The organism is Vibrio sp. V12_P9A6T4 (assembly GCF_963874835.1).
GTDB classification, from domain to species: Bacteria; Pseudomonadota; Gammaproteobacteria; order Enterobacterales; family Vibrionaceae; genus Vibrio; species Vibrio anguillarum.
This window is the reverse complement of sequence record NZ_CAWNJO010000071.1, coordinates 64641-85785: the sequence shown is the minus strand read 5'-3', so window position 1 is coordinate 85785 and position 21145 is coordinate 64641. Positions and strand designations below refer to the sequence as shown.

The following is a 21145-nucleotide window of genomic DNA, read 5'->3' as shown; positions in this document are numbered from 1 at the left end:
CAATTCAATTCTTTTTCTCCTGTTCAGCGCTATTTTTCCGCTTTTTCAATCGCGGTTCGGATGTCATTGGGTGCTAGGTTGGCTTTAAGGAAATCTAGCGAAGTCGGGGTATCAATCACCAAGCGCGATACTTTGCCAATTTGCAAAAAGCCTGACGAAATAGAGTAGTCCTGTATGTGGCCGCCGCCTTTTCTATCTTCGGTAATGAAATGTTCGTGATACCCCGGAACGTTAATACCTGTGGTGTACTGCGGGCTTCTAAAACCGGCGATAACGCCTTGTTTGAAGGTGAAATTAAATGTGGGCTGCTCTTTTACAACATCCAACATTGGGCGAAATGGGCGAGTTTGACGCGGCACGGTACGCGTTCTGACAAACTGATATAAACCGTCAATGCGTACTGCGCAGAAAATATTGTCACTGGGTACTAGCTCATCAATCAGATGATGAACGTCAGCACGAGACATTTTAGAGGTGATAGGAACTTCGACATCAGGAGTGAAAAAAGTCATGACGGCGAAGGGGGTTTGCTGCGCTAAGTGTGCGGGGTTAGCCGAACCATCGGCTTTTAATTGGAAAACCTCTTTATCAAACGCGATCAGTTCACCGTCTAATTGATTGAATGTGCCCAAGCCAAAATCGCCATGTTGCAGCAGTTGTTCAACCGTTGTTGCGCCTTCATAAACGCCGGCAATCAACGCACTCATCAACGAAGTTTGGTAAATCTCTCCATCCCCCGTTACATGATGATATTCAGCAAACTCTTTTGCTACATCGAGAGAACAAGCACAAAGCGGAGTGTAGAATCCACGCATGAGAATAACCATTTATGCAATAAAGTGTATATTTAGATTGACTTCTCCACGTGGCTAAATCCAATATAAATAAGATTTATTTCTATATGGAAAAGATATGGAGTTTCGCTATCTCAAGTATTTTGTGGCGGTGGCACAAACTCGCCATTTTACACGAGCGGCTGAAGTGTTAGGTATTGCTCAACCACCGTTGAGCCAGCAGATAAAGAAATTGGAGCATGAGCTCGATACGCTGTTATTCAAGCGTTTACCACGTGGGGTAGAGCTGACCGAGGCTGGGCAAATGTTTTATGTTGATGCGGTCACCATCTTAAATGATGTGGATCGAGCGAAGGCGAAAGTAAAACAGCTGGCGCGTGGAGAAAAAAATGAAGTGCGGATGGGCTTTGCGACTTCGGTTGCGATGAATACCCAAATATTATCCCGAGTGCGGGAGATAAGGGACAGTTTTTCAAACGTGAATCTCACCGCGGTTGAGCAAGCGATGCCAGAGTTGGTTGAGCAGTTGAAAGCTAAGCAGTTGGATATAGCATTGGTGCGTTTACCTTGTTATGCCAGTGAGTCTTTAAAGCGGGTGGTTTTATTTGAAGAGCCTTTTGTCGCGGTGATCCCTTTAGGGCATCCCTTGGCTGAAAAAGATCGCCTTACTTTAGCTCAGTTAAAAAATGAGCACGTTTTGTTGTTTCCTCGTGAAACGGGGCCAGCATTGCATGATGGTATGAAAGCGCTGTTTGACGATGTGGGCATCCGTGTCGATCAACGTTTTTCGGCTCCACAGTTGAGGTCTATGGTTGCAATGGCTCAAGCGGGATTTGGCGTAGCTGTTGTACCCCAATCACTGGCTGAACATATCGATGATTCTGCCGTGATCACTCCCATCGAGGAGATGCCTTTTAACAGCCAAATTGCGGTGCTTTGGGAAGCCAGTAACTTAAATAAGCATGTGCTTAAGGTGGTGAAGGCATTAAGTCACCAAAAATAACATCCCCAGCATGATGATACTGGGGATGAAGCGTGCCAAAGTGGTAAGGTTAATCACGCTTACTTAGCGAGTTGAATGCAAAAACTCCACTGCTTTATCGGGATAGTCCGTAAATAAACCATCCACTTTTACAGTGTTGTAGAACACATCGAGCATCCCATCAAAGCTGTCGGCATAAGGTGCAATGCGATCGGGTTCTGCTCGGAAGGTATAAGGATGAACGACTAATCCGGCGGTTTTAGCGGCTTTCATCAATGGCTTGATGATGATGTTTTCTTTGGTTGAAGCATCGTCAACCAACATAGGTTTCCACGGGCCAATTCCATCGGCGTAGGTGGCGACTTGCTTCATGCCGTTTGCTTCGAACATCCAATCATAGCTGTATGGCTGTGCTTGGTCGCCATCATAGATCATGGTCTCATTCCAATCGGTGTAGGCCATCAATTGAACCAGTTTGAGGTCCATGTTCATTGCTGGAAGCAGTTCATCATTAATGCGTTTTAGCTCGATAGGATCAAAACATTGCAAGTAAACGTTTGACTCTTGACTGTCGTAACCATATTCCTTCAGCATTTTCAGTACCGCTTTACTGATGTCTTTACCTTCATGGCGGTGGAACCAAGGCGCTTTGATTTCTGGATAAATACCAATATCGTAACCGAGCGTTTTGTTCAGCCCTTGGATCAGCTCGATCTCTTCCGCTAAGGTTGGGACGGTGAAGTCTGATTTCCAAAGAGGGAAACGGTTGGGGAAACCAGCGGTTTTATTGCCTTTGTCATCGATATTAAAACCTTCAGTTACGCGAAGGCTTTTGATCTCTGCCAGCGTAAAATCGATGGCGTAATAGCGGCCATCACCACGTGCACGGTCAGGGAAACGCTCGGCAACATCAGTGACGCGGTCAAGGTAGTGATCGTGCAGAACCACCAATTGGTCATCCTTGGTCATCACGACATCTTGTTCAATAAAATCAGGCTTCATGCCGTAAGCAAGCGCTTTGGCTTCAAGGGTATGTTCAGGCAGATAACCGGAAGCGCCGCGATGCGCTATCACCAATGGTTCTGCTTGAACCCACGCCGAGCTGGCTAAAGTAGCCATGGAAAGTGCGAGTAGTGTCAGTTTCATATTGTTATCCTTAAAAATTCCCCCTGACGTTGCAGGGGGAGAGTTTTGATTCAAAGTGAACAGTGCGTAACGCAAATTCAACACATTTAGGTGTCAGATTTATGATGGCGTTGACGCTTTTTCTTCCGCAAGTCTGTCTTTTTCTTTATGGTGAGCACGCTCGCCAATGTAGGCATACAGCAGACAAAGGATAGAAATACCGCACGAAGCGACTAGGATCATAAAGCCGCCATCCCAACCAAAGTGGTCAACGGTGTAACCCAATACCGCATTTGCCGCTACTGCGCCGCCGAGATAACCAAACAAACCTGTTAAACCGGCTGCGGTACCTGCTGCTTTTTTCGGAGCCAGTTCCAGTGCGTATAAACCAATCAACATTACTGGGCCATAAATTAAGAAACCAATCGCAACAAGAGCCGCCATGTCGATACCTGGGTTACCAGCAGGGTTAAACCAGTAAATGAGTACCGCAAAAGTAACGAGAACCATGAATAAGATGCCCGCAGGTGCACGACGGCCTTTGAATACTTTGTCGGATATCCAACCACACAATAGCGTTCCCGGAATACCTGCCCACTCATACAAGAAGTACGCCCAAGAAGATTTATCAACGGTGAACTCTTTGGCTTCTTTCAAATAAACAGGAGCCCAGTCCAATACGCCATAACGAATGAGATACACAAAAGCGTTGGCAATAGCGATAGACCACAACAATTTGTTAGAGAAAACGTACTTAAAGAAGATTTCCTTCGCGGTCATCTCATTCTCATGAGATTTATCGTAGTCGTCTGGGTAGTCATCTTTATACTCTTCAATCGGTGGTAAACCACAAGATTGCGGCGTATCGCGCAGTGTCATCCAAATGAAAATGGCAACTAAGGTCGCAAAAAAGGCAGGAACGTAAAATGCGGCGCGCCAATCATCGTTAAATGCCCAAAGACCAAACAAGAAAAGGGGACCAATTAAGCCACCGCCGACGTTGTGGGCTACGTTCCATACAGAAACAATTTCCCCACGTTCTTTACGTGACCACCAGTGAACCATGGTACGGCCACACGCAGGCCAGCCCATACCTTGGAACCAACCGTTTAAGAACAGCAAAATAAACATCGCAGTAATGCTGCCTGTTGCCCACGGCATAAAACCGAAACAGAACATCACTAACGCAGACATTAAAAGGCCTGCACTTAAGAAGTAGCGTGGGTTAGAGCGGTCAGAAACACTCCCCATTAAGAATTTAGATAAGCCATAAGCAATCGATACGGCGGCAAGAGCTACCCCGAGATCACCGCGGCTAAAACCTTGGTCAATCAAATAAGGCATCGCCAAACTAAAGTTCTTACGAACAAGGTAGTAGCCTGCGTAGCCGAAGAAAATACTGATGAATAACTGCCAGCGCAAGCGGCTATAAGTGCTATCGAGCCGCTCAGTTGCGAGCCTCTCGATATGCGCTTGGGGTTTAAAGATACCAAACATAGTTGACCTCATTAATGTAGTGCGATGGTTCTAAAGCTCGAACGATAAAAAATGTTTCATTCGAAAGAGAACGGCATTGTCGTGTGCAACTGAATGTATTTCTGTGACAAATGTTACAAGGGAATTAATTTGTGCATAAAAACAAATGATTAGTTTTCATTTTTTCATGGTTAGTGCCATTAAATTGAGATGTAATCGTTTTCACTTTTGTTCGCAAGATGGTTGTTTTTGGTTGTTTTGTCGTCAATTAAATCGCAGATAAGGAAAGTTGGCAAAAATTGTTAAACCATGAAGTCACTCGAAACTCACTGTGAGTTCAATGATTCATATCCTTTTTGATTGGAAAGAGAGTGGCAAAATAAGCAAATAGTCCAGTATTCCTACCCAGATTTGACACTGTCTATTGATAATTCTTGCTAGCTTTGATTGGCAATTCATGTGTTACAGAGTGTCGTTCTGTGGCATTGATGCTAATAATACAAAAAGGAAGAATGATGAATAATTTTAATAAAGTCAGTGTGTTGGGTTTGCTTTCATTGAGCGGATTGCTTTCTGCTCATGTACAAGCTCATGGTTGGGTTGAATTTCCGAGCGCGCGGCAAAATACCTGTTACCTAGATGGTGGTTTCTGGAGTAATACGATCCCTAATGCAGCATGCCAAGCGGCTTTTGATCAGTCTGGAGCTTATCCTTTTGTACAACGCAATGAAGTGGCGGCCAATGTGGCAAATTATCGTGACATGGCTCATGTTCAAGCTGTTGTTCGCGACGGCTTGTTGTGCTCCGCAGGTAGCAACGCGAAAGCAGGGTTAGATGTTGCTTCACCTCATTGGCAAAAAACGGCCGTGAATTTAGACGCTAATCAACAAATCGAATTAGTCTTTAATGCTACCGCGCCACATAACCCCTCTTATTGGGAGTTTTATCTCTCTAAACCGACTTATACCGGTGAGGCCCCATTAACTTGGGATGATCTGGATCTTATTGATACCAAAGGTAATATCACCGTGGGGACGGATAAAAAATATCGCATAAAGATTACCCTGCCTGCCGATAGAAGTGGTGATGCAGTGCTTTATACCCGCTGGCAACGTATTGATGCCGCGGGCGAAGGTTTTTATAACTGCAGTGATATTAGTTTTAGCGGTGGTGGATCGAATCCAACGGATCCGACAGACCCATCAGAACCTGCGCAGAATCTCAGCGATCTTGGTGGTTATCTTTCACAAGGTTTTGGTCCTGTTGAATCTGGCGATACGGTTCGTTTGCGTACCTTCGATGCCAATGGCAATGAAACGACCGATATCAGCTTAGCGATTTCAGCCAATAATACAGCAACGTGGCCAGCGGAAATGGCAGGTCAGTTTAACCAAGTGAAAAAAGGGGAGTGGTTTATTGGTATTTGGCACCAAGAAATGAATCACTATATGTACGATAGCCAGAATGTGTATGCTAACCGTGTGTTTGCTCCAAACGCGACTTACAGTTATCAGCTTTCTTTGCTAAAAGAGGAAACGCCACAGCCACCTGTTCCCGATAACGCTTGGAATGCGACTAAAATTTATACGTCCGGTGATGTCGTTATGCACAAGCAGCAAACTTGGACCGCACAGTGGTGGACAAAAAATGAAGAGCCCGGAACTACGGGTGAATGGGGTGTATGGCGATAGTATTAAATAGCTATAGTATCGAGTAGTAAAAAGAGGCCATGGCCTCTTTTTACTCTCTAACTCTGGTTTAATCATGGCTTATGAGATGAGGTTATTCACACAATTTGCCTTGTTTTGCTGGTTGGGTTAACGAGTAATCACCTTCTAAACTGCGATAGATTATCGCATTCCAAATGCTGCCATCATCCATTTCAAACTCAATGGCATAATTCACCCCGTTAACCACTTGTGAACGGACATCGATAATGTCTTTTAATTGTGCATTGCTCTCCATTTGTGCTAAAGCGCTCTTCAACGCTTCTTTAGCTTCGTCGGTAATTTCTGTCGCTTGCCAACCTCCCGGCATCAACTCGCTTGCACAGATGGGTGACGGTACGGCATCTGTTTCCGTCACCATGGCGGTGGGCTCTAGAGCCTTAGTACTTTCTGTTTGCGTTTGTTGATCACACCCCGCTAACGCGAGTAAACCAAATAGAGGTAAAAGAAATCGTTTCATTGAGTTGTCCTTTGTTTTTAGAAAAGCAGAAAGGGTTAATCTGAGGAGTTCATATTAACAATTGTGGTGTGAGGAGTCCGTCAAGCTCTGTTAGGTGCGTGATAAATTATGATGATATTTTCTGACAATAAAACGCTATTACTATTTCTTACCAATATTGTCAGTTTTTAACCATAAATAACAAAGCCATTTCAACGTTAGGCTAGGTGTGATGCACATAAAAAACGCATTACATGACTGTGTGTTTTTATGCCTAGAAAAGTGATCAAGGTTGCAGAGTTGTAAGCTGATCGGCGATAAATTTTACAAATTGATTTCCATCAAAAAAGTGTGGTTTTTATGTGCTACTGTGCGCGCAAATAAAAACTATTACCCCGCCCTACAAAAAGGAAATCACAATGAAAAAAACACTTTGCGGCCTTGCCGTGCTTTCTGCTCTTGTTTCTACGAATGTTTTTGCCCACAAAGAAGGTGACTTTATTGTGCGTGCCGGTCTTGCCGCTGTGGTGCCCAATGATAGCAGCGATGGTATTTTAGGCTCAAATGAAGAGCTTGCTGTGGACTCAAACGTTCAGCTTGGCTTAACAATAGGCTATATGATCACCAACAATATTAGCTTTGAAGTGTTAGCGGCTACACCTTTTAGCCATACTATTTCAACCAATCTTTTGAACTTAGGTGACATTGCTGAAACAAAACATCTACCGCCGACTTTTATGTTGCAATACTACTTTGGTGAAGCGTCATCGAAATTCCGTCCTTATGTTGGAGCGGGCATTAACTACACCATGTTCTTCGATGAAGGTTTTAATGGAAAAAATACCGATTTAACGGATCTCAAACTCAAAGATTCTTGGGGTTTAGCGGCCAATGCTGGTTTTGATTATATGCTCAACGAACAGTGGTTTTTGAATGCGTCAGTTTGGTATGCCGATATTGAAACTGAAGCGACTTATAAGTTTGGCGGCATTGAGCAAAAAACCGATGTGACCATTGATCCTTGGGTATTTATGATAGGCGCTGGTTATAAGTTTTAGTGGTAGCAAGGTGATTAATAGAAGGCAGCGAGCGCTGCCTTTTTCAATTTCAAGCAAAAATTATATTGATAGTTATGTGCACTATTAAATGTACACATAATTATCATTTATGTTTATCTCGTTAATATATAAGTTAATTATTGTAATAAATCTTCGAGTTATTTTGGCTATTGTCTTTTTTGTGACCATTTTATTTGACGCTCGTTTTGCACTATTTTTCCGTGCTACTGGCGAAGTTGGTTTTCTTGATCCATTTTCAATGAGCGAATCATTCGCAGTCACGTCGCTGGTGGTTGATTGGATGTAAGTCGTCAGCGGATGCTAATAATAACTCTCTAGGATTGAGAAATGAAAAAAGTACAACGTCAAATGAAGTGGCTATTCCTCGCAGCCTCTATCAGCGCAGCACTACCAGTATCAGCCGCGAAAATGGTGCAGGTTGATGATCCAAGTCTACTAGAACAAACTTTATCCATGCAGGCTCGCAGTATTGTGCCAACACAAAATGGCTTTCAGGTGGTAAAAAGCGTCACTCTACCTAATGGTAAAGTCAAAGTTCGTTACCAGCAGATGTATCATGGTTTACCGGTCTTTAATACGTCAGTCGTAGCAACGCAAACTGAGAAAGGTATCGGCCAAGTTTACGGCATGATGGCGCAGCAAATTGATTCTGATGTGGTAAGCACTTCACCACAAGTTGAACAAAAGCAGGCGGTTAGTATTGCACTTACGCATTACCAACAACAAAACCCATCACTAACGAGTGCGGATCTTGTTACAGAAAACGAGCGTGCTCAATTGATGGTGCGTTTGGACGAAAACCAAATAGCTCAAATGGTTTATTTAGTCGACTTCTTTGTTGCAACCAATGAGCCTGCACGGCCATTTTTCTTTATTGATGCGAACTCTGGTGACGTATTACAAACTTGGGAAGGGTTAAACCATGCAGAGGCGACGGGTACTGGACCTGGTGGAAATCAGAAGACAGGTTTTTATCAGTACGGAACAGATTTCCCAGGGTTAGTGATAAATAAAGTAGGCAACACCTGTAGCATGGTGAATAGCGCTGTAAAAACCGTGGATATGAAGCATGCGACATCGGGTGGTTCAACGTTCAGCTATTCATGTACCGACGCGAGTAATTACAACGATTACAAAGCGATTAATGGCGCTTATTCACCGCTTAATGATGCACACTACTTTGGTAAAGTGGTGTTCGATATGTACAAAGACTGGATGAACACCACTCCATTAACCTTCCAGCTAACTATGCGTGTGCATTATGATAGCAACTATGAAAACGCCTTCTGGAACGGATCGTCCATGACCTTTGGTGATGGCCAAAATACATTTTATCCATTAGTGGATATCAACGTCAGCGCGCATGAAGTGAGCCACGGCTTTACCGAGCAGAACTCAGGGCTTGTTTACCAAAATATGTCTGGTGGTATCAATGAAGCGTTCTCTGATATTGCTGGGGAAGCAGCTGAATTTTATATGAAAGGCAGCGTTGACTGGGTGGTCGGGAGCGACATTTTCAAATCTTCCGGTGGCTTACGTTATTTTGATCAACCGTCAAAAGATGGCCGTTCTATCGATCACGCTTCTCAATACTACAATGGATTAAATGTTCACTATTCAAGTGGTGTGTTTAATCGCGCGTATTATTTGCTAGCCAACAAAGCCAATTGGTCGGTTCGTAAAGGTTTTGAAGTGTTCACCGTCGCTAACCAGTTATATTGGACAGCAAACAGTACCTTTGACCAAGGTGGATGTGGCGTCGCAAAAGCGGCACAAGACTTAGGTTATAACAAAGCGGATGTGGTTGATGCCTTTAACCAAGTGGGCGTAAATGCTAGCTGTGGCGTAGTGCCTCCAACGGGGAATGTGCTAGAAAAAGGCAAACCAGTAATAGGGTTACAAGGTACGCGAAGCTCCGAAGCCTTCTATACCTTTACGGTCGCAAGCTCAACCAGCGCTAAAGTTTCGATCAGTTTGGGCTCAGGTGATGCTGATTTGTATGTCAAAGCCGGCAGCAAACCAACCACGTCTTCGTGGGATTGTCGCCCTTACAAATCGGGTAACAATGAACAGTGCACAATTTCTGCAACACCAGGAACCACCTACCATGTGATGCTCAAAGGCTATAGTAACTACAGTGGTGTAACGTTAAGACTGGATTAATTATCTTTATTGATTAAATTTAAAGGGGCACGAGTCAGTGCCCCTTTGTTATGTAGGAGTGTATTCAACGATAGGTTGTTCAACAACCACGGTGTTTGTTTCTAGTCTTTTCTTGCCAGCTTCTCCACCTCCACAAATTCGCCTTGTCTTAAGCATCGAAACACCGATTTGTTGTTATGGCTTGCTATCGATATAACCACAGCACTTTTGTTATATGTAGTGTGAAAATGTCGTTAGATAAATTGATGGACGCAATTGCCGATCAAGGTTGGTACATATGGGATGACTTTTTAACACCAGAGCAAACCAAAAACCTACGAGCGTGTACGCCACCGCAGTTACAAGTGGCGCGAATTGGCAGGCACGATGCCTTGCAATTAGAGGTTGAAATACGCAACGATAAAATCCAGTGGATTGAAAACAGCATGGGCCTGCCTGTGCAAGACTATTTGCAACGTATGGAGCAAATTCGCGAAGAGGTTAACCGCCACTTTTTTCTTGGGCTATTTGAATATGAAGCTCATTTTGCCAAATATGAAATAGGAGCATTCTACCAAAAACACCTCGACGCCTTTACAGGCAACGCCAGCCGAAAACTGACGACGGTATTTTATATGAATGATCGGTGGTGTGGTGCTGATGCAGGTGAGTTGGTTATTTACGATGTTGAAGATCAGTATCTCGCGACGGTTGCGCCGATAGCGGGGCGTTTACTGGTCTTTTTATCCGAACGTTTTCCGCATGAAGTACAACCTACCAATGCTGAGCGTTTCAGCATCGCTGGGTGGTTTCGCATTAATGGCGTGACGGGCAACAAGCTCGATATTGCCAGTTAACGCAAAGCTAATAAGTAAGCGTGGCTTTTGTGCTGCCACGCTCTTTTATCAGTCAAATTTGATCAGGGTAAAATGAGGATGTGAGCTTAATGCCTCCATCATCAATAAGGCATTGGTTTCAATTAAGTGTTCACTTTGTTCATTTTTCAACACAATGCACTCTTGTTGGTGTTCATTGCGCAGAGTGTCCATCGCGGTGCCTGAATAGGTAATACCATTTTTTAAAGTGAGCTTGACGGGCAAATGAAACAAACACGCGAGCTCAATGTAATCATATTGACTGCAAGTGACCATTATTCACTCCTATGACGTTACGCGGGCTTATTAAGATACGCGTTTTGCAAAATGTACATGCGCTTTACATCACGATATTGGCCATTAATAAAGAATTCTTCAACTAAGTGCCCTTCCTCAACAAAGCCGGCTTTTTGGTATAAATGGATGGCTTTTTCGTTTTCCGTCGACACATGCAGGTAGATTTTGTGTAGGTTCAAAATGGTGAAAGAGTAGTCTAAGGCTTTGTTGATCAAGGTTTGTGCAAACCCTTTTCCTTGGTGCTCTGGCGTGATGATGATCTGAAACTCGCCACTGCGGTGAATGTAATCAATTTCAATTAATTCAACGAGACCGATCAGTTCCTTATCTCGGTTCTCAACCACAAACCGACGCTCGGCGTTATCGTGAATGTGCTTGTTGTACAGCTCTTCCAGTTCATCAAAAGATTCATAAGGCTCTTCAAACCAGTAAGACATAATGTTGCGGTTGTTATTGAGATCATGGATAAAGCGTAAGTCACCGCGCTCTAACGCTCTTAATGATAATTGATTATTCATAGCAAACCTTCATTGAACTAAGGCATTCATCTTATGCCGACTTTGTTGCAATACAAGTGGTTAGTCAGCAATTTTTTAAAATGCGTATGCTTACGTCTTGTGATCTGATGCCACGAGATGAATCAGTTCGGTCAGTTTGTTGATGCTTTCCTGCCATGCCATGTTGTCTTCAAAGTTCGCTACACTGAAACGAATACAGTGTTGGAATTGCCCCTGTGTTGCAAAAAGATGCCCCGGCAGGAGGCTGATTTTGTTTTGCAGGCCACGTTGATAAAGCTCAAAACTATCGATGAATGGCGGAAGTGTCAGCCAGCATAAAAATGAACCTTCAGGCCGGCTTAATTGAAACTGCCCTTGCAGCGACGGGTAGTGATTGAGCGAGGTGGTGAGCAATTTGGCAAAGCGCTGCTGGTTCAGTTGGTAAGTGCGGCGCATTTTGGCTAGATGTTGACGGTACTTACCACTTTCGAGAAATTCCGCTACGGCTGATTGGATTAAATTCAAGCTGCCCATATTCTCGCTGAGCAATATCTTTTCTATTTGTGCTTGATACTTTCCCGCGATGATCCAACCGATCCTCAGCCGTGAATCCAAGGTTTTGGAGAGCGAATTGATGTAAATAACGCGGCCTTTGCCATCCAACATCTTCAAACAAGGTATCGGCTTTTGAAAATACAGGCCACCAAACACATCATCTTCAATAATTGGTGTATCACCACTGACAGCCAAAAGCTGTTTACGTTTTTCCAGAGGCATTTGTGAACCGGTTGGGTTGTTAAAATTAGGCGTGACGAGAATCGCCTTAATCGGCCATTGAGATAGCGCTTGTTCGAGGGCGCTGATGTCGATGCCATCGACACTATGGCTGGGGATCTCCATCACTTTTAAGCCTAATGATTCAAGCAACAGCAGCGTGCCAAAATAACAAGGTGACTCAACGGCCACAATGTCTTCGCGCTTGGTTAATGCACGAAATGCGAGGCTAATGGCCTGCTGACCGCCATGCGTAATGGCGATTTCTTGTGCTTTGATTTGTAGGCCCAAATCTTGCGATATTTTTAGCAGTTGTTTGACTAAATGGCTATTACCTGGCGGTAGCTGATAGTGGCTAGGAATGTGCGTTTGCTGGCGGCTGTGGCGGCCAATTTCTGCATACAAACTACGAATCGCGGCGCTTTGCGTATTAGGATGCGCTGAACCTGCGGGCATGTGATGTTTCACTGTGGGTTGAACCAAAATTGATTTAGATAAAGAGAGCAGGTCAATGCTATTGGGTTGTGGCAGCGAAATCTCCAAAGGGGTTACAGCACCTTGGACTCGATAGCCTGAACGAGGCTGAGAGTAGATGACATTCATCGCTTCTAACTCTTGATAAGCACGAATAACGGTATTTTTGCTGACAGACAGTTGTTCGCATAGCTGGCGAATAGAAGGCATTTTATCGTGTGCGTGGAATAAACCATCGTCGATGGTCTGCTTAAGATGACGTTTTACCTCAGTATATTTAGGTTCAGTATATTTAGGATCCGTGTTTTTAAGCTTACTTTTCATTCTGTACCCACTAAATTATTCAAATCTGTGCCTTTTACGCATAACTGTACCCAAATAAAGTAGCAGCATAGAATCGATTGTGGCTAGGAATTTTGTGATGTTTGTAAGAATGATCCCGTTCTTGTTTGTCGTGCTATGGGCATCTGGTTTCGTTGGCGCAAGGTTTGGCTTAATGTATGCGGAACCTGCCACGCTGCTCACGCTGCGCATGGTGGCGAACGTGGTGCTTTTTATTGGTTTGCTGTTATTGCTCAAAAGGCGCATTCCGCGTGGTCGCCATTTGTGGCATTCCTGTATAGCGGGCGTGTTGATTCATGGTTGCTATTTGGGCGGAACCTACCAAGCGATTTCTTGGGGAATGCCAGCAGGTTTAAGTGCTCTGCTGGTGGGGACGCAACCCATTTTAACTGCGCTGCTGCTGGTTTTTATGAGTACAGAGCGCTTTAATCTGGCGCAGTGGTTAGGGTTAGCTCTTGGGTTTTCTGGGATAAGTCTCGTCTTGATGGGTAACATTGAGTGGCAATCGGAAGTACACAAATGGCCAGCCATTAGTTTGTGTTTGTTATCTCTGCTCGGCATCACGCTCGGCACCTTATATCAGAAAAAATTTTGCCAAGGTGTGGATATGATTGGCAGCGCTACCGTGCAATATGTGGCTGCGTTATGCCTATTTTTACCTTGGGCTTGGAGCTTTGAAACCATGCAAGTGCAATGGACACCGACCTTTATCATGACACTGGTATGGCTGGTTGTGGTGCTGTCATGTGTCTCTATTTTATTGCTGTTGTATATGGTTGAACACGGTGCGGCCTCAAGTGTGGCTTCAGTGTTTTATCTTGTACCGCCAACCACCGCCATTCAAGCATGGCTTGCTTTTGATGAATCATTGGATGGGTTTGGTGTCGCGGGCTTCTGCCTTGCTGTTACGGCTGTTTATCTGGTGGTGAAAAAGCCGAATCTGCTGAGAAAATTGGCGAAACCGGTATTTGAGCGTTCATAAAATTCCCCCCTATAAACCGAACTTAGAATGGGGTGCTCTGCTGGTGGTTGGGTAATAAATGGATAATTTCCGACTCCCGGTGGCACCTAATGACGTTGCTAATTTTTTCAGATTGATCTTAAAGCGATGCACTCAAAAATGCGCTGCCCTTCCTCTGTTTTCCTAAAAAATTTCACAGTGTCATCTAGTTTTAAACTAAGTGAAACACAACTGTCATATTTGCGTCCTAAAGTGAGTTTCGTTCAATACACAACGGCAATAAAGCCTCTTAAGGATATTTGTGATGAAAAAGACAGTAATCGGTGCAATCGCTCTTTTAGGTGCATTGGCAGTTAACCCAGTTTTTGCAAAAGAAACCATTTCTGCTGTTGGCTCTAGCAGCGTAACGCCATTGATGGAAGTTTTCTCTGAAACATATATGAAGAAAAACGCGGACGTGTTTATTGAGGTTCAAGGCCCAGGTTCTTCTGCCGGTATTAAAGCCGCTAAGAACGGCAGTGCGGATATTGGTATGTCTTCACGTGGCCTAAAAAGCTCAGAAAAAGAAGCATCATTAGTTGAAGAAAAGATTGCGCTTGATGGTATAGCGGTGGTTGTGCATCCAAGCAATAAAGTAAAAGGGTTGAGTGCTGAACAAGTCTCTGCCGTTTACCGAGGCGAGATCACGAATTGGAAAGATGTCGGTGGTGAAGACAAACCTATCGTTGCAATTACTCGCGATACCGCATCAGGTACTCGTGGTGCATTCGAAGAGATTATGAAACTGACAAAAAAAATCTCAGACAAGACGGTATCTGCTATCTCTCAACGAGCTCAAGTAGCTAACGGTAACGGTAGTTTGAAAACTATGGTTGCGTCTAACCCTTATTCCATCGGTTACATCTCTCTTGGCACCGTTGATAACACGGTTCATGCCTTAGCGGTAGACGGTACTGATGCATCGGTAGATAACGTGAAAAATGGTTCATATAAAGTGGCTCGTCCTTTCCTTGTACTGTACAAAAAAGGCCAACCATCCGCTCAAACGCAACAGTTCCTTGATTGGATGCTAACGCCTGAAGCTCAAAAACTCGTTGCAGAACATCACTATATCGCAGTGAACTAATTGACTCTCCCATTCGACTTGAAGTTGCAGCGACGTTGTTTCGTTCAGCCCAATCACATGCTTTATCCATGTGGATGGGAATTCACTGACTTGCTGTTTAGCCGCCACTTCAAGTTGTTTGGGGAAATAACTTTAAAAGTTTGCTTAGCCCATCGTTGGGGCTGAGCCTTTTCTATCCACGTCGATTCCATCGAATAGTGAGATTGATACTATGACCATCGCAACAAATAGTGAAAAGCTTATGAACAACGTTTCTACGCAAGCTTCCAAACGTGCACTTCGTGCTAAAAAGCGTGTGGACTGGAAAGAGCGCATTTTCCACGGGTTGTTTCTTACCAGTGCCATTATTGGCATTGTGTCTCTTGCCATCATTGCCTACTTCATTTTCCGCGAAAGTATTCCCGCATTTCAAGAAGTGGGTATCTCGGGTATCGTCCTTGGACAAGATTGGTTGCCGCCAGCTCTGTATGGTGTGGCAACTATGATTGTCGCTTCTGTGGTTTCAACGTTTGGTGCGGTTATCGTTGGTGTGCCTGTGGGCGTACTCACCGCTATCTTTATTGCCGAAGTCGCACCAAAACGTGTCGCGAATATCATTCGCCCAGCCGTTGAATTGCTCGCTGGTATTCCTTCCGTGGTCTATGGTTTCTTTGGTCTTGTGATTATTGTTCCTTTGATTCAGGACATTTTCCAAGTTCCTGCGGGCAATACCATTCTCGCGGGCATTATTGTGCTTGGTGTCATGATCTTACCGACGGTGATTACCGTGTCCGAGACTTCTATTCGCGCAGTCCCTCATGCGTACAAAGAAGGTTCTTTGGCATTAGGTGCATCCAGTATTTTTACCATCTTCAAATTGCTGGTACCGGCAGCTCGCTCCGGAATTATGACCGGCGTCATCTTAGGAATTGGGCGTGCGCTCGGTGAAACCATGGCCATTATTATGGTGATGGGCAACGCGCCAGCGATGCCTGAAGGTATTTTAGACTCAGCACGCACGCTGACAGCCAATATTGCGATTGAAATGTCTTACGCAAGTGGTGTTCATGCCAGTGCGCTTTATGCAACAGGCGTTGTGCTATTGGCATTCATCATGATCTTGAATGCCACATTGCTCTATTTAAACCGTGAGAGAGCGAGATAATAGTGATGGATACAGTAAAACTAAAACGTGCCCGCCAGCTAAAAGATAACGTATTGAAAATATCTATTTGGATTGCGGCCGCTGTAACAGTCGGCTTCCTATTTTGGATTATCTGGTACATCCTTTCTAACGGGCTACAACACGTAGATTGGAATTTCGTTACTGACGATTACACCCGTACTGGCAATGAACACGGGATCTTCCCGATGATCATATCGACGATTTATATGGTGATCGCTTCTATTTCGGTGGCCGCCCCGTTGGGTATTATGACGGCGATTTATCTTACCGAATACGCCAAAATCGGTAGCCGCTTGGTGAAAGTGATCCGCTTTTGTACCGAATCTTTGGCGGGGATCCCCTCCATTATCTTTGGTCTATTTGGCATGACCTTCTTTGTGGTGATTCTAGGCTTAGGCTTCTCTATTTTGTCGGGTGCGCTAACGCTCAGCATTTTGATTTTGCCTGTGATCATTCGGACCACAGAAGAAGCGTTGATGGCCGTTCCTCAAACTTATCGCGAAGGTTCTTATGGTCTTGGAGCCTCAAAAATATACACCATTTGGCGTCTGATTTTGCCAAGTGCAATGCCCGGCATCCTCACGTCAATTATTTTGAGTATTGGTCGTGTTATTGGCGAGTCGGCCCCTGTGTTTTTAACCGCAGGAATGGTGGCACGTATTCCTGATTCATTGCTCGATTCAGGCCGCACCCTAACCGTTCACCTTTACAAGCTCACAACAGAGCTGTTCACGGTTGAAGAGTGGAATCAAGCCTACGGCACAGCAACCGTGCTGATTGTGGTTGTGCTACTGATCAACATGGTGACGAAGCTAATCGCAAGACGATTTAATACCGCTTCTTATTAAGCAGAGCGTTGGGCGCGATTTACAGAATTTTGAGAGATAACAAGAATGAACAAATTTAATATTGAAAACCTAGACCTTTTTTACGGCGATAACCAAGCGCTAAAATCAATCAACCTGCCTATTCCAACTCGTCAAGTGACAGCGCTGATTGGCCCTTCTGGCTGCGGAAAATCGACTTTATTACGCTGTTTGAACCGAATGAATGACCTCATTGAAGGCGTGACTATCACCGGTAAATTGGCGATGGATGGGCAAGATATTTACGGCAATATTGATGTTGCAGATCTGCGTATCAAAGTGGGAATGGTGTTCCAAAAGCCAAATCCGTTCCCAATGAGTATTTATGAAAACGTGGCGTATGGGTTACGCGCACAAGGGATTAAAGATAAAAAGCACATCGATGAAGTGGTTGAGCGCTCATTGCGCGGCGCGGCGTTGTGGAATGAAGTAAAAGATCGTTTGAAGTCACATGCGTTTGGCCTCTCTGGTGGTCAACAACAGCGTTTGTGCATCGCACGCACGATAGCGATGGAGCCGGATGTGATTTTGATGGATGAACCAACGTCCGCCCTTGACCCGATTGCAACACACAAAATTGAAGAATTGATGGAAGAGCTGAAAAAGAATTACACCATCGTTATTGTCACGCACTCAATGCAGCAAGCGCGTCGTATTTCTGATCGCACAGCGTTTTTCTTAATGGGGGAATTGGTTGAACACAATGATACACAAGTGATTTTCAACAATCCTAAAGATGATAGAACCATGGGATATGTCAATGGCGATTTCGGCTAGTCACTTATTGCAGCGGCTAACCTGGAATAATAGCGGACTCATTATAACTATAAAGCGATGGTAACTTTGCCCCTCATACAGAGGGGCTTTTTTGTAGAAACTTCATGGCATACATATTCTTATCCGCAATATGTATTAATTGATTAATATTGGCTGAATCTTTAGGAAAAGAGGCAATACCGATACTGGTTGAAAGCTTTGCTCCCACTCCATTATCCACGAAAAAATTCTCTTTAAAACACGCTTTAATGTGGCGTTGCATAATGCTCAGTTCCATCGCATCTACGCTATGGATGATCAGGGCAAACTCATCACCCCCCATACGAAATACCGAATAATCAAAGGTTGGAATCGAATGTGTTAAGCGAAACGCTACTTGTTGCAACACACTGTCCCCTGCTTTATGACCATTTTGGTCGTTAATGGGCTTAAAGCCATTTAAGTCGAGAAGAAAGAGAGAGAAGGGGTTGTTGGTAGAAATTTGATTCAGCTCTTCAAACATAGCAAGGCGGTTTGCAAGTCCAGTTAGAGGGTCAGTTAACGCTAAGGTACGCTGAGCAACCGCTTCTTTATGAAAAATATAGCTAACTAAGCCAATGCAACCCAGCATCAAGAACATCAGCAGAAATTGTACCTGTGTTAGCCTATTTGCTTTTTCTTTTTGCTCGAGATAGATAGGGCTTTGCAGTTGAAAGTTTTGGTTTACATAGCCGATAATCTGGTCGTAAATCAAGCGAGCATGTTTTTCAAATACAGCCAATGACTTTTGATCTTTAACGGCCAGCAATAAGCTTTCTAATATTTTGAAATCATCAAAGTTGTTCTTAAAGAAATGCTGGGAATCCGTTCTACCCATAAAATTATCCGATTCCTTACTCGTTAGAATCAAGTCAAAACGGCTCCAAATCAGCTCATACTGCAGCCAAGTGTGCGCTCTCTTCTCCTTTGACTCTAGGTAATAAGGAATCGAAGCAACCAGCTCAGAATACTCCTTGGTGAGCTGGAATAAATACCAAGTTGCATAGTTACGTTGGTCGGTATAGGAGTTGGCTAAAGAGCGTGTGGTCGAAAGTATATACAAATTAGCGACGATCAAGGCGACTGACAGGACAATCAACAGTGTTTTTGCTCGGTATAGCAAGGGGTGTAAAGTGCTGTATTTTGTAAAATTCATTATTTACCGTGAATCAATAGTTTTTCTAACTGCCACACCATCTGGGTGTAATAAATGTCATTGTCTATTTGTGGATATTTATCTAGATTGTAGATCAGCCAAAATGGCCCCTTGTTTCTTATTTTCATTTCATCGCCATTCATGTGATAAGCAATAATGGGTTCATAGCGAGTTAAGTTTTCAATTGCAATATTAGCGGCGTAATCATTAATGGCCAAAAATGATACAGAAGAAACCTGTCCAACTTGCAAATGATTAATTAAATCAATAACTTTAAAACCAGTGAAAGTATTTTCTTTTGGTAACCAAGGAAGCTGAGTCGTGAAGGTTTCACGAGGCAGTATCTCTGCCAATTGTGCAAGAGAATAAGTAACCCGATCTTGGTTTGGGAGGGTAATAGTTAAGCTTGCAGCATGAACAAATAAGCTGAAAAAAATAAGTGGTAAAGCGGTTATCCATCTCATCATAAACTACCTTATTTACTTCTGCTTTTTTCTTAGAGCATAGGCTAAAAGTATAAGGTGATAATTTAATCAATGAAATTATTTTCTATTTATATTTCTGTTAATTTGGTCGAATCAATCTTTAGTTTAGAACAAAAAAATCCCCACATAAGTGGGGACTTGCATATTGAAATGTTATTAGTGCCGTTACTGCCGCATTGTTTACTAAAAAATGAGATGTGCTACACCAGCTATCACTGGCAGTGTAATGAGCGTACGCAGAATAAATATGACAAACAGCTCAAGGATGTTGACAGGAATTTTGCTGCCTAACATTAATGCACCCACTTCAGACATATAGATCAACTGAGTCACTGACATGGCCGCAATCACGAAACGTGTCATTTCATTATCAATGGAAGCTGCAAGAATCGCGGGAATAAACATATCCGCAAAGCCGACCACAATGGTTTGAGATGCTTGAACAGCCTCAGGTACACCAAGTAATTCTAGAAAAGGAATAAACGGTTGGCCCAATACAGAAAATACAGAGGTGTATTCTGCAACAATCAGAGCCAGAGTACCCAAGCCCATCACGACAGGTAGCACACCAAACACCATATCAACAGCGTTACGCATGCCTTCAGCGAAGATCGATTTTGCAGATTTAACTTGGCTTGCTTTCGCCAGTGCTAATTCCATCCCCCATGAGAACGAGGTATGGCCGCTTGGAACTGCATCGGCATCTTTAGCTGGAGAGGTACCATCAATATAAGTGTTCTTTTTGAAACTTAATGGTGGCAGGCGAGGAATGATGATCGCTGCAACAAAGCCTGCAAGGCAAATGGTGCCATAAAAAGGTAGGAACAGATGCTCTAGCTTAACTTGCGCAATAACGACTAAGCTGAAGGTAATTGAAACGGCAGAAAACGTTGTACCAACAATAGCGGCTTCACGCTGTGTGTATAATTTGCTTTCGTACTGTTTGCTGGTCAGCAAAATACCGACACTACCGTCGCCCAACCAAGAAGCCATGCAGTCGATTGCGCTACGGCCTGGAAGGTTGAAAACTGGACGCATGATTCTGCTTAATAAACTACCAAATAGCTCCAGTAGCCCGAAGTTAAGCAGTAAAGGCAGCAAAAGCCCTGCAAAAATAAATACAGAAAATAAAGTGGGTAATAAACCCTCAAGAACCATACCGCCAGTGTTTTCTTCCCAGATAGCCTTAGGGCCGATTTGGAAAAACGTCATGATGACGGCGATACCACCAAATACACGGACGGCTAACCAAAGAGCCGATGGATTAAAAAGCCCATTTAAGAAAGGACTCTTTGTAATGAATGCAGGTTGAAAAATTTTACATAAAATGGAAGCTGCAGACATAAAGGCGATGATCACTGTCACTATTGCAACAAGGTAATCGCCCAAAATAGCTTGGATAGATTTAGCAAGGACGGCAACTGGAATGGTTAAGTCACCTTGGTAGCTAATTGGTGCCATAAACAAAAATAGACCAATTAACGAAGGAATGAAAAACATCCAAAAGCTACTTTGTGTTGGTGCTACAGGAGCTTCAATAGTTTGAGCGTTATCTTGCATGTCGTGTC

Annotated in this window: 21 protein-coding genes; 11 read left to right on the top strand and 10 right to left on the bottom strand. The window is 43.8% G+C overall.

Annotated features, from left to right (window positions below; all coding sequences use genetic code 11):
* Positions 1 to 29 precede the first annotated feature (29 nt).
* Positions 30 to 827 carry an acetolactate decarboxylase gene (gene budA, locus AACQ42_RS12000; protein ID WP_069212237.1) on the bottom strand — a complete coding sequence of 266 codons (798 nt, stop codon included), beginning with the start codon at positions 825 to 827 and terminating at the stop codon, positions 30 to 32.
* An 85-nt stretch (positions 828 to 912) separates the two neighbouring features.
* On the opposite strand from budA, the gene AACQ42_RS11995 reads away from it, so the two are divergent.
* Positions 913 to 1797, top strand: coding sequence for a LysR family transcriptional regulator (locus tag AACQ42_RS11995; RefSeq protein WP_094165321.1), 885 nt, complete (start codon positions 913 to 915; stop codon positions 1795 to 1797).
* A 63-nt stretch (positions 1798 to 1860) separates the two neighbouring features.
* Here the strand turns inward: AACQ42_RS11995 and glpQ are convergent, their stop codons facing one another.
* Together glpQ and glpT are read right to left on the bottom strand one after the other, a co-directional pair.
* Positions 1861 to 2922, bottom strand: coding sequence for a glycerophosphodiester phosphodiesterase (gene glpQ, locus AACQ42_RS11990; RefSeq protein WP_026028651.1), 1062 nt, complete (start codon positions 2920 to 2922; stop codon positions 1861 to 1863).
* Between the two features lie 99 nt (positions 2923 to 3021).
* Complete coding sequence (gene glpT / locus AACQ42_RS11985) at positions 3022 to 4398, bottom strand: glycerol-3-phosphate transporter (RefSeq protein WP_026029046.1); 1377 nt, start codon at positions 4396 to 4398, stop codon at positions 3022 to 3024.
* Positions 4399 to 4892: 494 nt separating this feature from the next.
* Here glpT and AACQ42_RS11980 point away from each other — a divergent pair, with 494 nt between their 5' ends.
* Positions 4893 to 6068: a lytic polysaccharide monooxygenase gene (locus AACQ42_RS11980; protein ID WP_254918563.1), complete on the top strand. Its 1176-nt coding sequence runs from the start codon at positions 4893 to 4895 to the stop codon at positions 6066 to 6068.
* A 91-nt stretch (positions 6069 to 6159) separates the two neighbouring features.
* Here AACQ42_RS11980 and AACQ42_RS11975 read toward each other — a convergent pair whose 3' ends face one another.
* Complete coding sequence (locus AACQ42_RS11975; RefSeq protein WP_094165317.1) at positions 6160 to 6564, bottom strand: cystatin domain-containing protein; 405 nt, start codon at positions 6562 to 6564, stop codon at positions 6160 to 6162.
* A gap of 398 nt (positions 6565 to 6962) precedes the next feature.
* Between AACQ42_RS11975 and ompW the strand changes: the two genes are divergently transcribed.
* The 4 genes from ompW (at position 6963) to AACQ42_RS11955 (ending at position 10621) form a co-directional block, all read left to right on the top strand.
* Entirely contained in the window at positions 6963 to 7601 is a 639-nt protein-coding gene (gene ompW, locus AACQ42_RS11970; protein WP_094165315.1) for an outer membrane protein OmpW, read from the top strand.
* A gap of 163 nt (positions 7602 to 7764) precedes the next feature.
* Positions 7765 to 7908 (top strand): hypothetical protein, encoded by a 144-nt coding sequence (locus tag AACQ42_RS11965; RefSeq protein WP_019281242.1) that lies wholly within the window; start codon positions 7765 to 7767, stop codon positions 7906 to 7908.
* 41 nt (positions 7909 to 7949) lie between these two features.
* Complete coding sequence (empA, locus tag AACQ42_RS11960; protein WP_094165313.1) at positions 7950 to 9785, top strand: zinc metalloprotease EmpA; 1836 nt, start codon at positions 7950 to 7952, stop codon at positions 9783 to 9785.
* A 227-nt stretch (positions 9786 to 10012) separates the two neighbouring features.
* A complete protein-coding gene (locus tag AACQ42_RS11955) occupies positions 10013 to 10621 on the top strand; it encodes a 2OG-Fe(II) oxygenase (protein ID WP_174223888.1) in 609 nt (202 codons plus the stop codon).
* A gap of 48 nt (positions 10622 to 10669) precedes the next feature.
* Here AACQ42_RS11955 and AACQ42_RS11950 read toward each other — a convergent pair whose 3' ends face one another.
* The 3 genes from AACQ42_RS11950 to AACQ42_RS11940 all read right to left on the bottom strand — a co-directional run bounded on the left by AACQ42_RS11950 (position 10670) and on the right by AACQ42_RS11940 (position 13005).
* Positions 10670 to 10915 (bottom strand): Rho-binding antiterminator, encoded by a 246-nt coding sequence (locus AACQ42_RS11950; RefSeq protein ID WP_013868119.1) that lies wholly within the window; start codon positions 10913 to 10915, stop codon positions 10670 to 10672.
* 17 nt (positions 10916 to 10932) lie between these two features.
* Complete coding sequence (speG, locus tag AACQ42_RS11945; protein ID WP_013868118.1) at positions 10933 to 11454, bottom strand: spermidine N1-acetyltransferase; 522 nt, start codon at positions 11452 to 11454, stop codon at positions 10933 to 10935.
* 90 nt (positions 11455 to 11544) lie between these two features.
* Positions 11545 to 13005: an aminotransferase-like domain-containing protein gene (locus AACQ42_RS11940; RefSeq protein WP_094165309.1), complete on the bottom strand. Its 1461-nt coding sequence runs from the start codon at positions 13003 to 13005 to the stop codon at positions 11545 to 11547.
* 97 nt (positions 13006 to 13102) lie between these two features.
* Between AACQ42_RS11940 and AACQ42_RS11935 the strand changes: the two genes are divergently transcribed.
* The 5 genes from AACQ42_RS11935 to pstB all read left to right on the top strand — a co-directional run bounded on the left by AACQ42_RS11935 (position 13103) and on the right by pstB (position 17918).
* On the top strand, positions 13103 to 14005 hold the full coding sequence (locus tag AACQ42_RS11935; protein ID WP_176429644.1) for a DMT family transporter: 903 nt from the start codon (positions 13103 to 13105) through the stop codon (positions 14003 to 14005).
* A gap of 283 nt (positions 14006 to 14288) precedes the next feature.
* Positions 14289 to 15110 (top strand): phosphate ABC transporter substrate-binding protein, encoded by an 822-nt coding sequence (locus tag AACQ42_RS11930; RefSeq protein ID WP_026027935.1) that lies wholly within the window; start codon positions 14289 to 14291, stop codon positions 15108 to 15110.
* Positions 15111 to 15321: 211 nt separating this feature from the next.
* Positions 15322 to 16254 carry a phosphate ABC transporter permease subunit PstC gene (gene pstC / locus AACQ42_RS11925; RefSeq protein ID WP_017045968.1) on the top strand — a complete coding sequence of 311 codons (933 nt, stop codon included), beginning with the start codon at positions 15322 to 15324 and terminating at the stop codon, positions 16252 to 16254.
* A 5-nt stretch (positions 16255 to 16259) separates the two neighbouring features.
* Positions 16260 to 17123 carry a phosphate ABC transporter permease PstA gene (gene pstA, locus AACQ42_RS11920; RefSeq protein WP_026027681.1) on the top strand — a complete coding sequence of 288 codons (864 nt, stop codon included), beginning with the start codon at positions 16260 to 16262 and terminating at the stop codon, positions 17121 to 17123.
* 45 nt (positions 17124 to 17168) lie between these two features.
* Positions 17169 to 17918 (top strand): phosphate ABC transporter ATP-binding protein PstB, encoded by a 750-nt coding sequence (gene pstB, locus AACQ42_RS11915; RefSeq protein WP_013868112.1) that lies wholly within the window; start codon positions 17169 to 17171, stop codon positions 17916 to 17918.
* A 73-nt stretch (positions 17919 to 17991) separates the two neighbouring features.
* Here the strand turns inward: pstB and AACQ42_RS11910 are convergent, their stop codons facing one another.
* The 3 genes from AACQ42_RS11910 to AACQ42_RS11900 form a co-directional block, all read right to left on the bottom strand.
* Positions 17992 to 19092 carry a GGDEF domain-containing protein gene (locus AACQ42_RS11910; RefSeq protein WP_088733527.1) on the bottom strand — a complete coding sequence of 367 codons (1101 nt, stop codon included), beginning with the start codon at positions 19090 to 19092 and terminating at the stop codon, positions 17992 to 17994.
* The gene (locus AACQ42_RS11905; RefSeq protein ID WP_064626470.1) at positions 19092 to 19559 is read right to left on the bottom strand and encodes a molybdopterin-dependent oxidoreductase; all 468 of its coding nucleotides are present in this window, start codon (positions 19557 to 19559) and stop codon (positions 19092 to 19094) included. Before AACQ42_RS11905 ends, AACQ42_RS11910 begins: the two co-directional genes overlap by 1 nt.
* A gap of 201 nt (positions 19560 to 19760) precedes the next feature.
* On the bottom strand, positions 19761 to 21137 hold the full coding sequence (locus tag AACQ42_RS11900) for a YjiH family protein (protein WP_094165305.1): 1377 nt from the start codon (positions 21135 to 21137) through the stop codon (positions 19761 to 19763).
* Positions 21138 to 21145: the final 8 nt, after the last annotated feature.

What these genes read in the sequence shown, in the direction of transcription:
- empA (WP_094165313.1), top strand. Translation starts at nt 7,950, where the DNA reads ATGAAAAAAGTACAACGTCAAATGAAGTGGCTATTCCTCGCAGCCTCT.
- AACQ42_RS11975 (WP_094165317.1), bottom strand. Translation starts at nt 6,564, where the DNA reads ATGAAACGATTTCTTTTACCTCTATTTGGTTTACTCGCGTTAGCGGGG.
- AACQ42_RS11950 (WP_013868119.1), bottom strand. Translation starts at nt 10,915, where the DNA reads ATGGTCACTTGCAGTCAATATGATTACATTGAGCTCGCGTGTTTGTTT.
- AACQ42_RS11935 (WP_176429644.1), top strand. Translation starts at nt 13,103, where the DNA reads ATGTTTGTAAGAATGATCCCGTTCTTGTTTGTCGTGCTATGGGCATCT.
- glpQ (WP_026028651.1), bottom strand. Translation starts at nt 2,922, where the DNA reads ATGAAACTGACACTACTCGCACTTTCCATGGCTACTTTAGCCAGCTCG.
- pstC (WP_017045968.1), top strand. Translation starts at nt 15,322, where the DNA reads ATGACCATCGCAACAAATAGTGAAAAGCTTATGAACAACGTTTCTACG.
- ompW (WP_094165315.1), top strand. Translation starts at nt 6,963, where the DNA reads ATGAAAAAAACACTTTGCGGCCTTGCCGTGCTTTCTGCTCTTGTTTCT.
- AACQ42_RS11980 (WP_254918563.1), top strand. Translation starts at nt 4,893, where the DNA reads ATGAATAATTTTAATAAAGTCAGTGTGTTGGGTTTGCTTTCATTGAGC.
- speG (WP_013868118.1), bottom strand. Translation starts at nt 11,454, where the DNA reads ATGAATAATCAATTATCATTAAGAGCGTTAGAGCGCGGTGACTTACGC.
- pstB (WP_013868112.1), top strand. Translation starts at nt 17,169, where the DNA reads ATGAACAAATTTAATATTGAAAACCTAGACCTTTTTTACGGCGATAAC.
- glpT (WP_026029046.1), bottom strand. Translation starts at nt 4,398, where the DNA reads ATGTTTGGTATCTTTAAACCCCAAGCGCATATCGAGAGGCTCGCAACT.
- pstA (WP_026027681.1), top strand. Translation starts at nt 16,260, where the DNA reads ATGGATACAGTAAAACTAAAACGTGCCCGCCAGCTAAAAGATAACGTA.
- AACQ42_RS11955 (WP_174223888.1), top strand. Translation starts at nt 10,013, where the DNA reads ATGTCGTTAGATAAATTGATGGACGCAATTGCCGATCAAGGTTGGTAC.
- AACQ42_RS11940 (WP_094165309.1), bottom strand. Translation starts at nt 13,005, where the DNA reads ATGAAAAGTAAGCTTAAAAACACGGATCCTAAATATACTGAACCTAAA.
- AACQ42_RS11995 (WP_094165321.1), top strand. Translation starts at nt 913, where the DNA reads ATGGAGTTTCGCTATCTCAAGTATTTTGTGGCGGTGGCACAAACTCGC.
- AACQ42_RS11930 (WP_026027935.1), top strand. Translation starts at nt 14,289, where the DNA reads ATGAAAAAGACAGTAATCGGTGCAATCGCTCTTTTAGGTGCATTGGCA.
- AACQ42_RS11910 (WP_088733527.1), bottom strand. Translation starts at nt 19,092, where the DNA reads ATGAATTTTACAAAATACAGCACTTTACACCCCTTGCTATACCGAGCA.
- AACQ42_RS11905 (WP_064626470.1), bottom strand. Translation starts at nt 19,559, where the DNA reads ATGATGAGATGGATAACCGCTTTACCACTTATTTTTTTCAGCTTATTT.
- AACQ42_RS11900 (WP_094165305.1), bottom strand. Translation starts at nt 21,137, where the DNA reads ATGCAAGATAACGCTCAAACTATTGAAGCTCCTGTAGCACCAACACAA.
- budA (WP_069212237.1), bottom strand. Translation starts at nt 827, where the DNA reads ATGGTTATTCTCATGCGTGGATTCTACACTCCGCTTTGTGCTTGTTCT.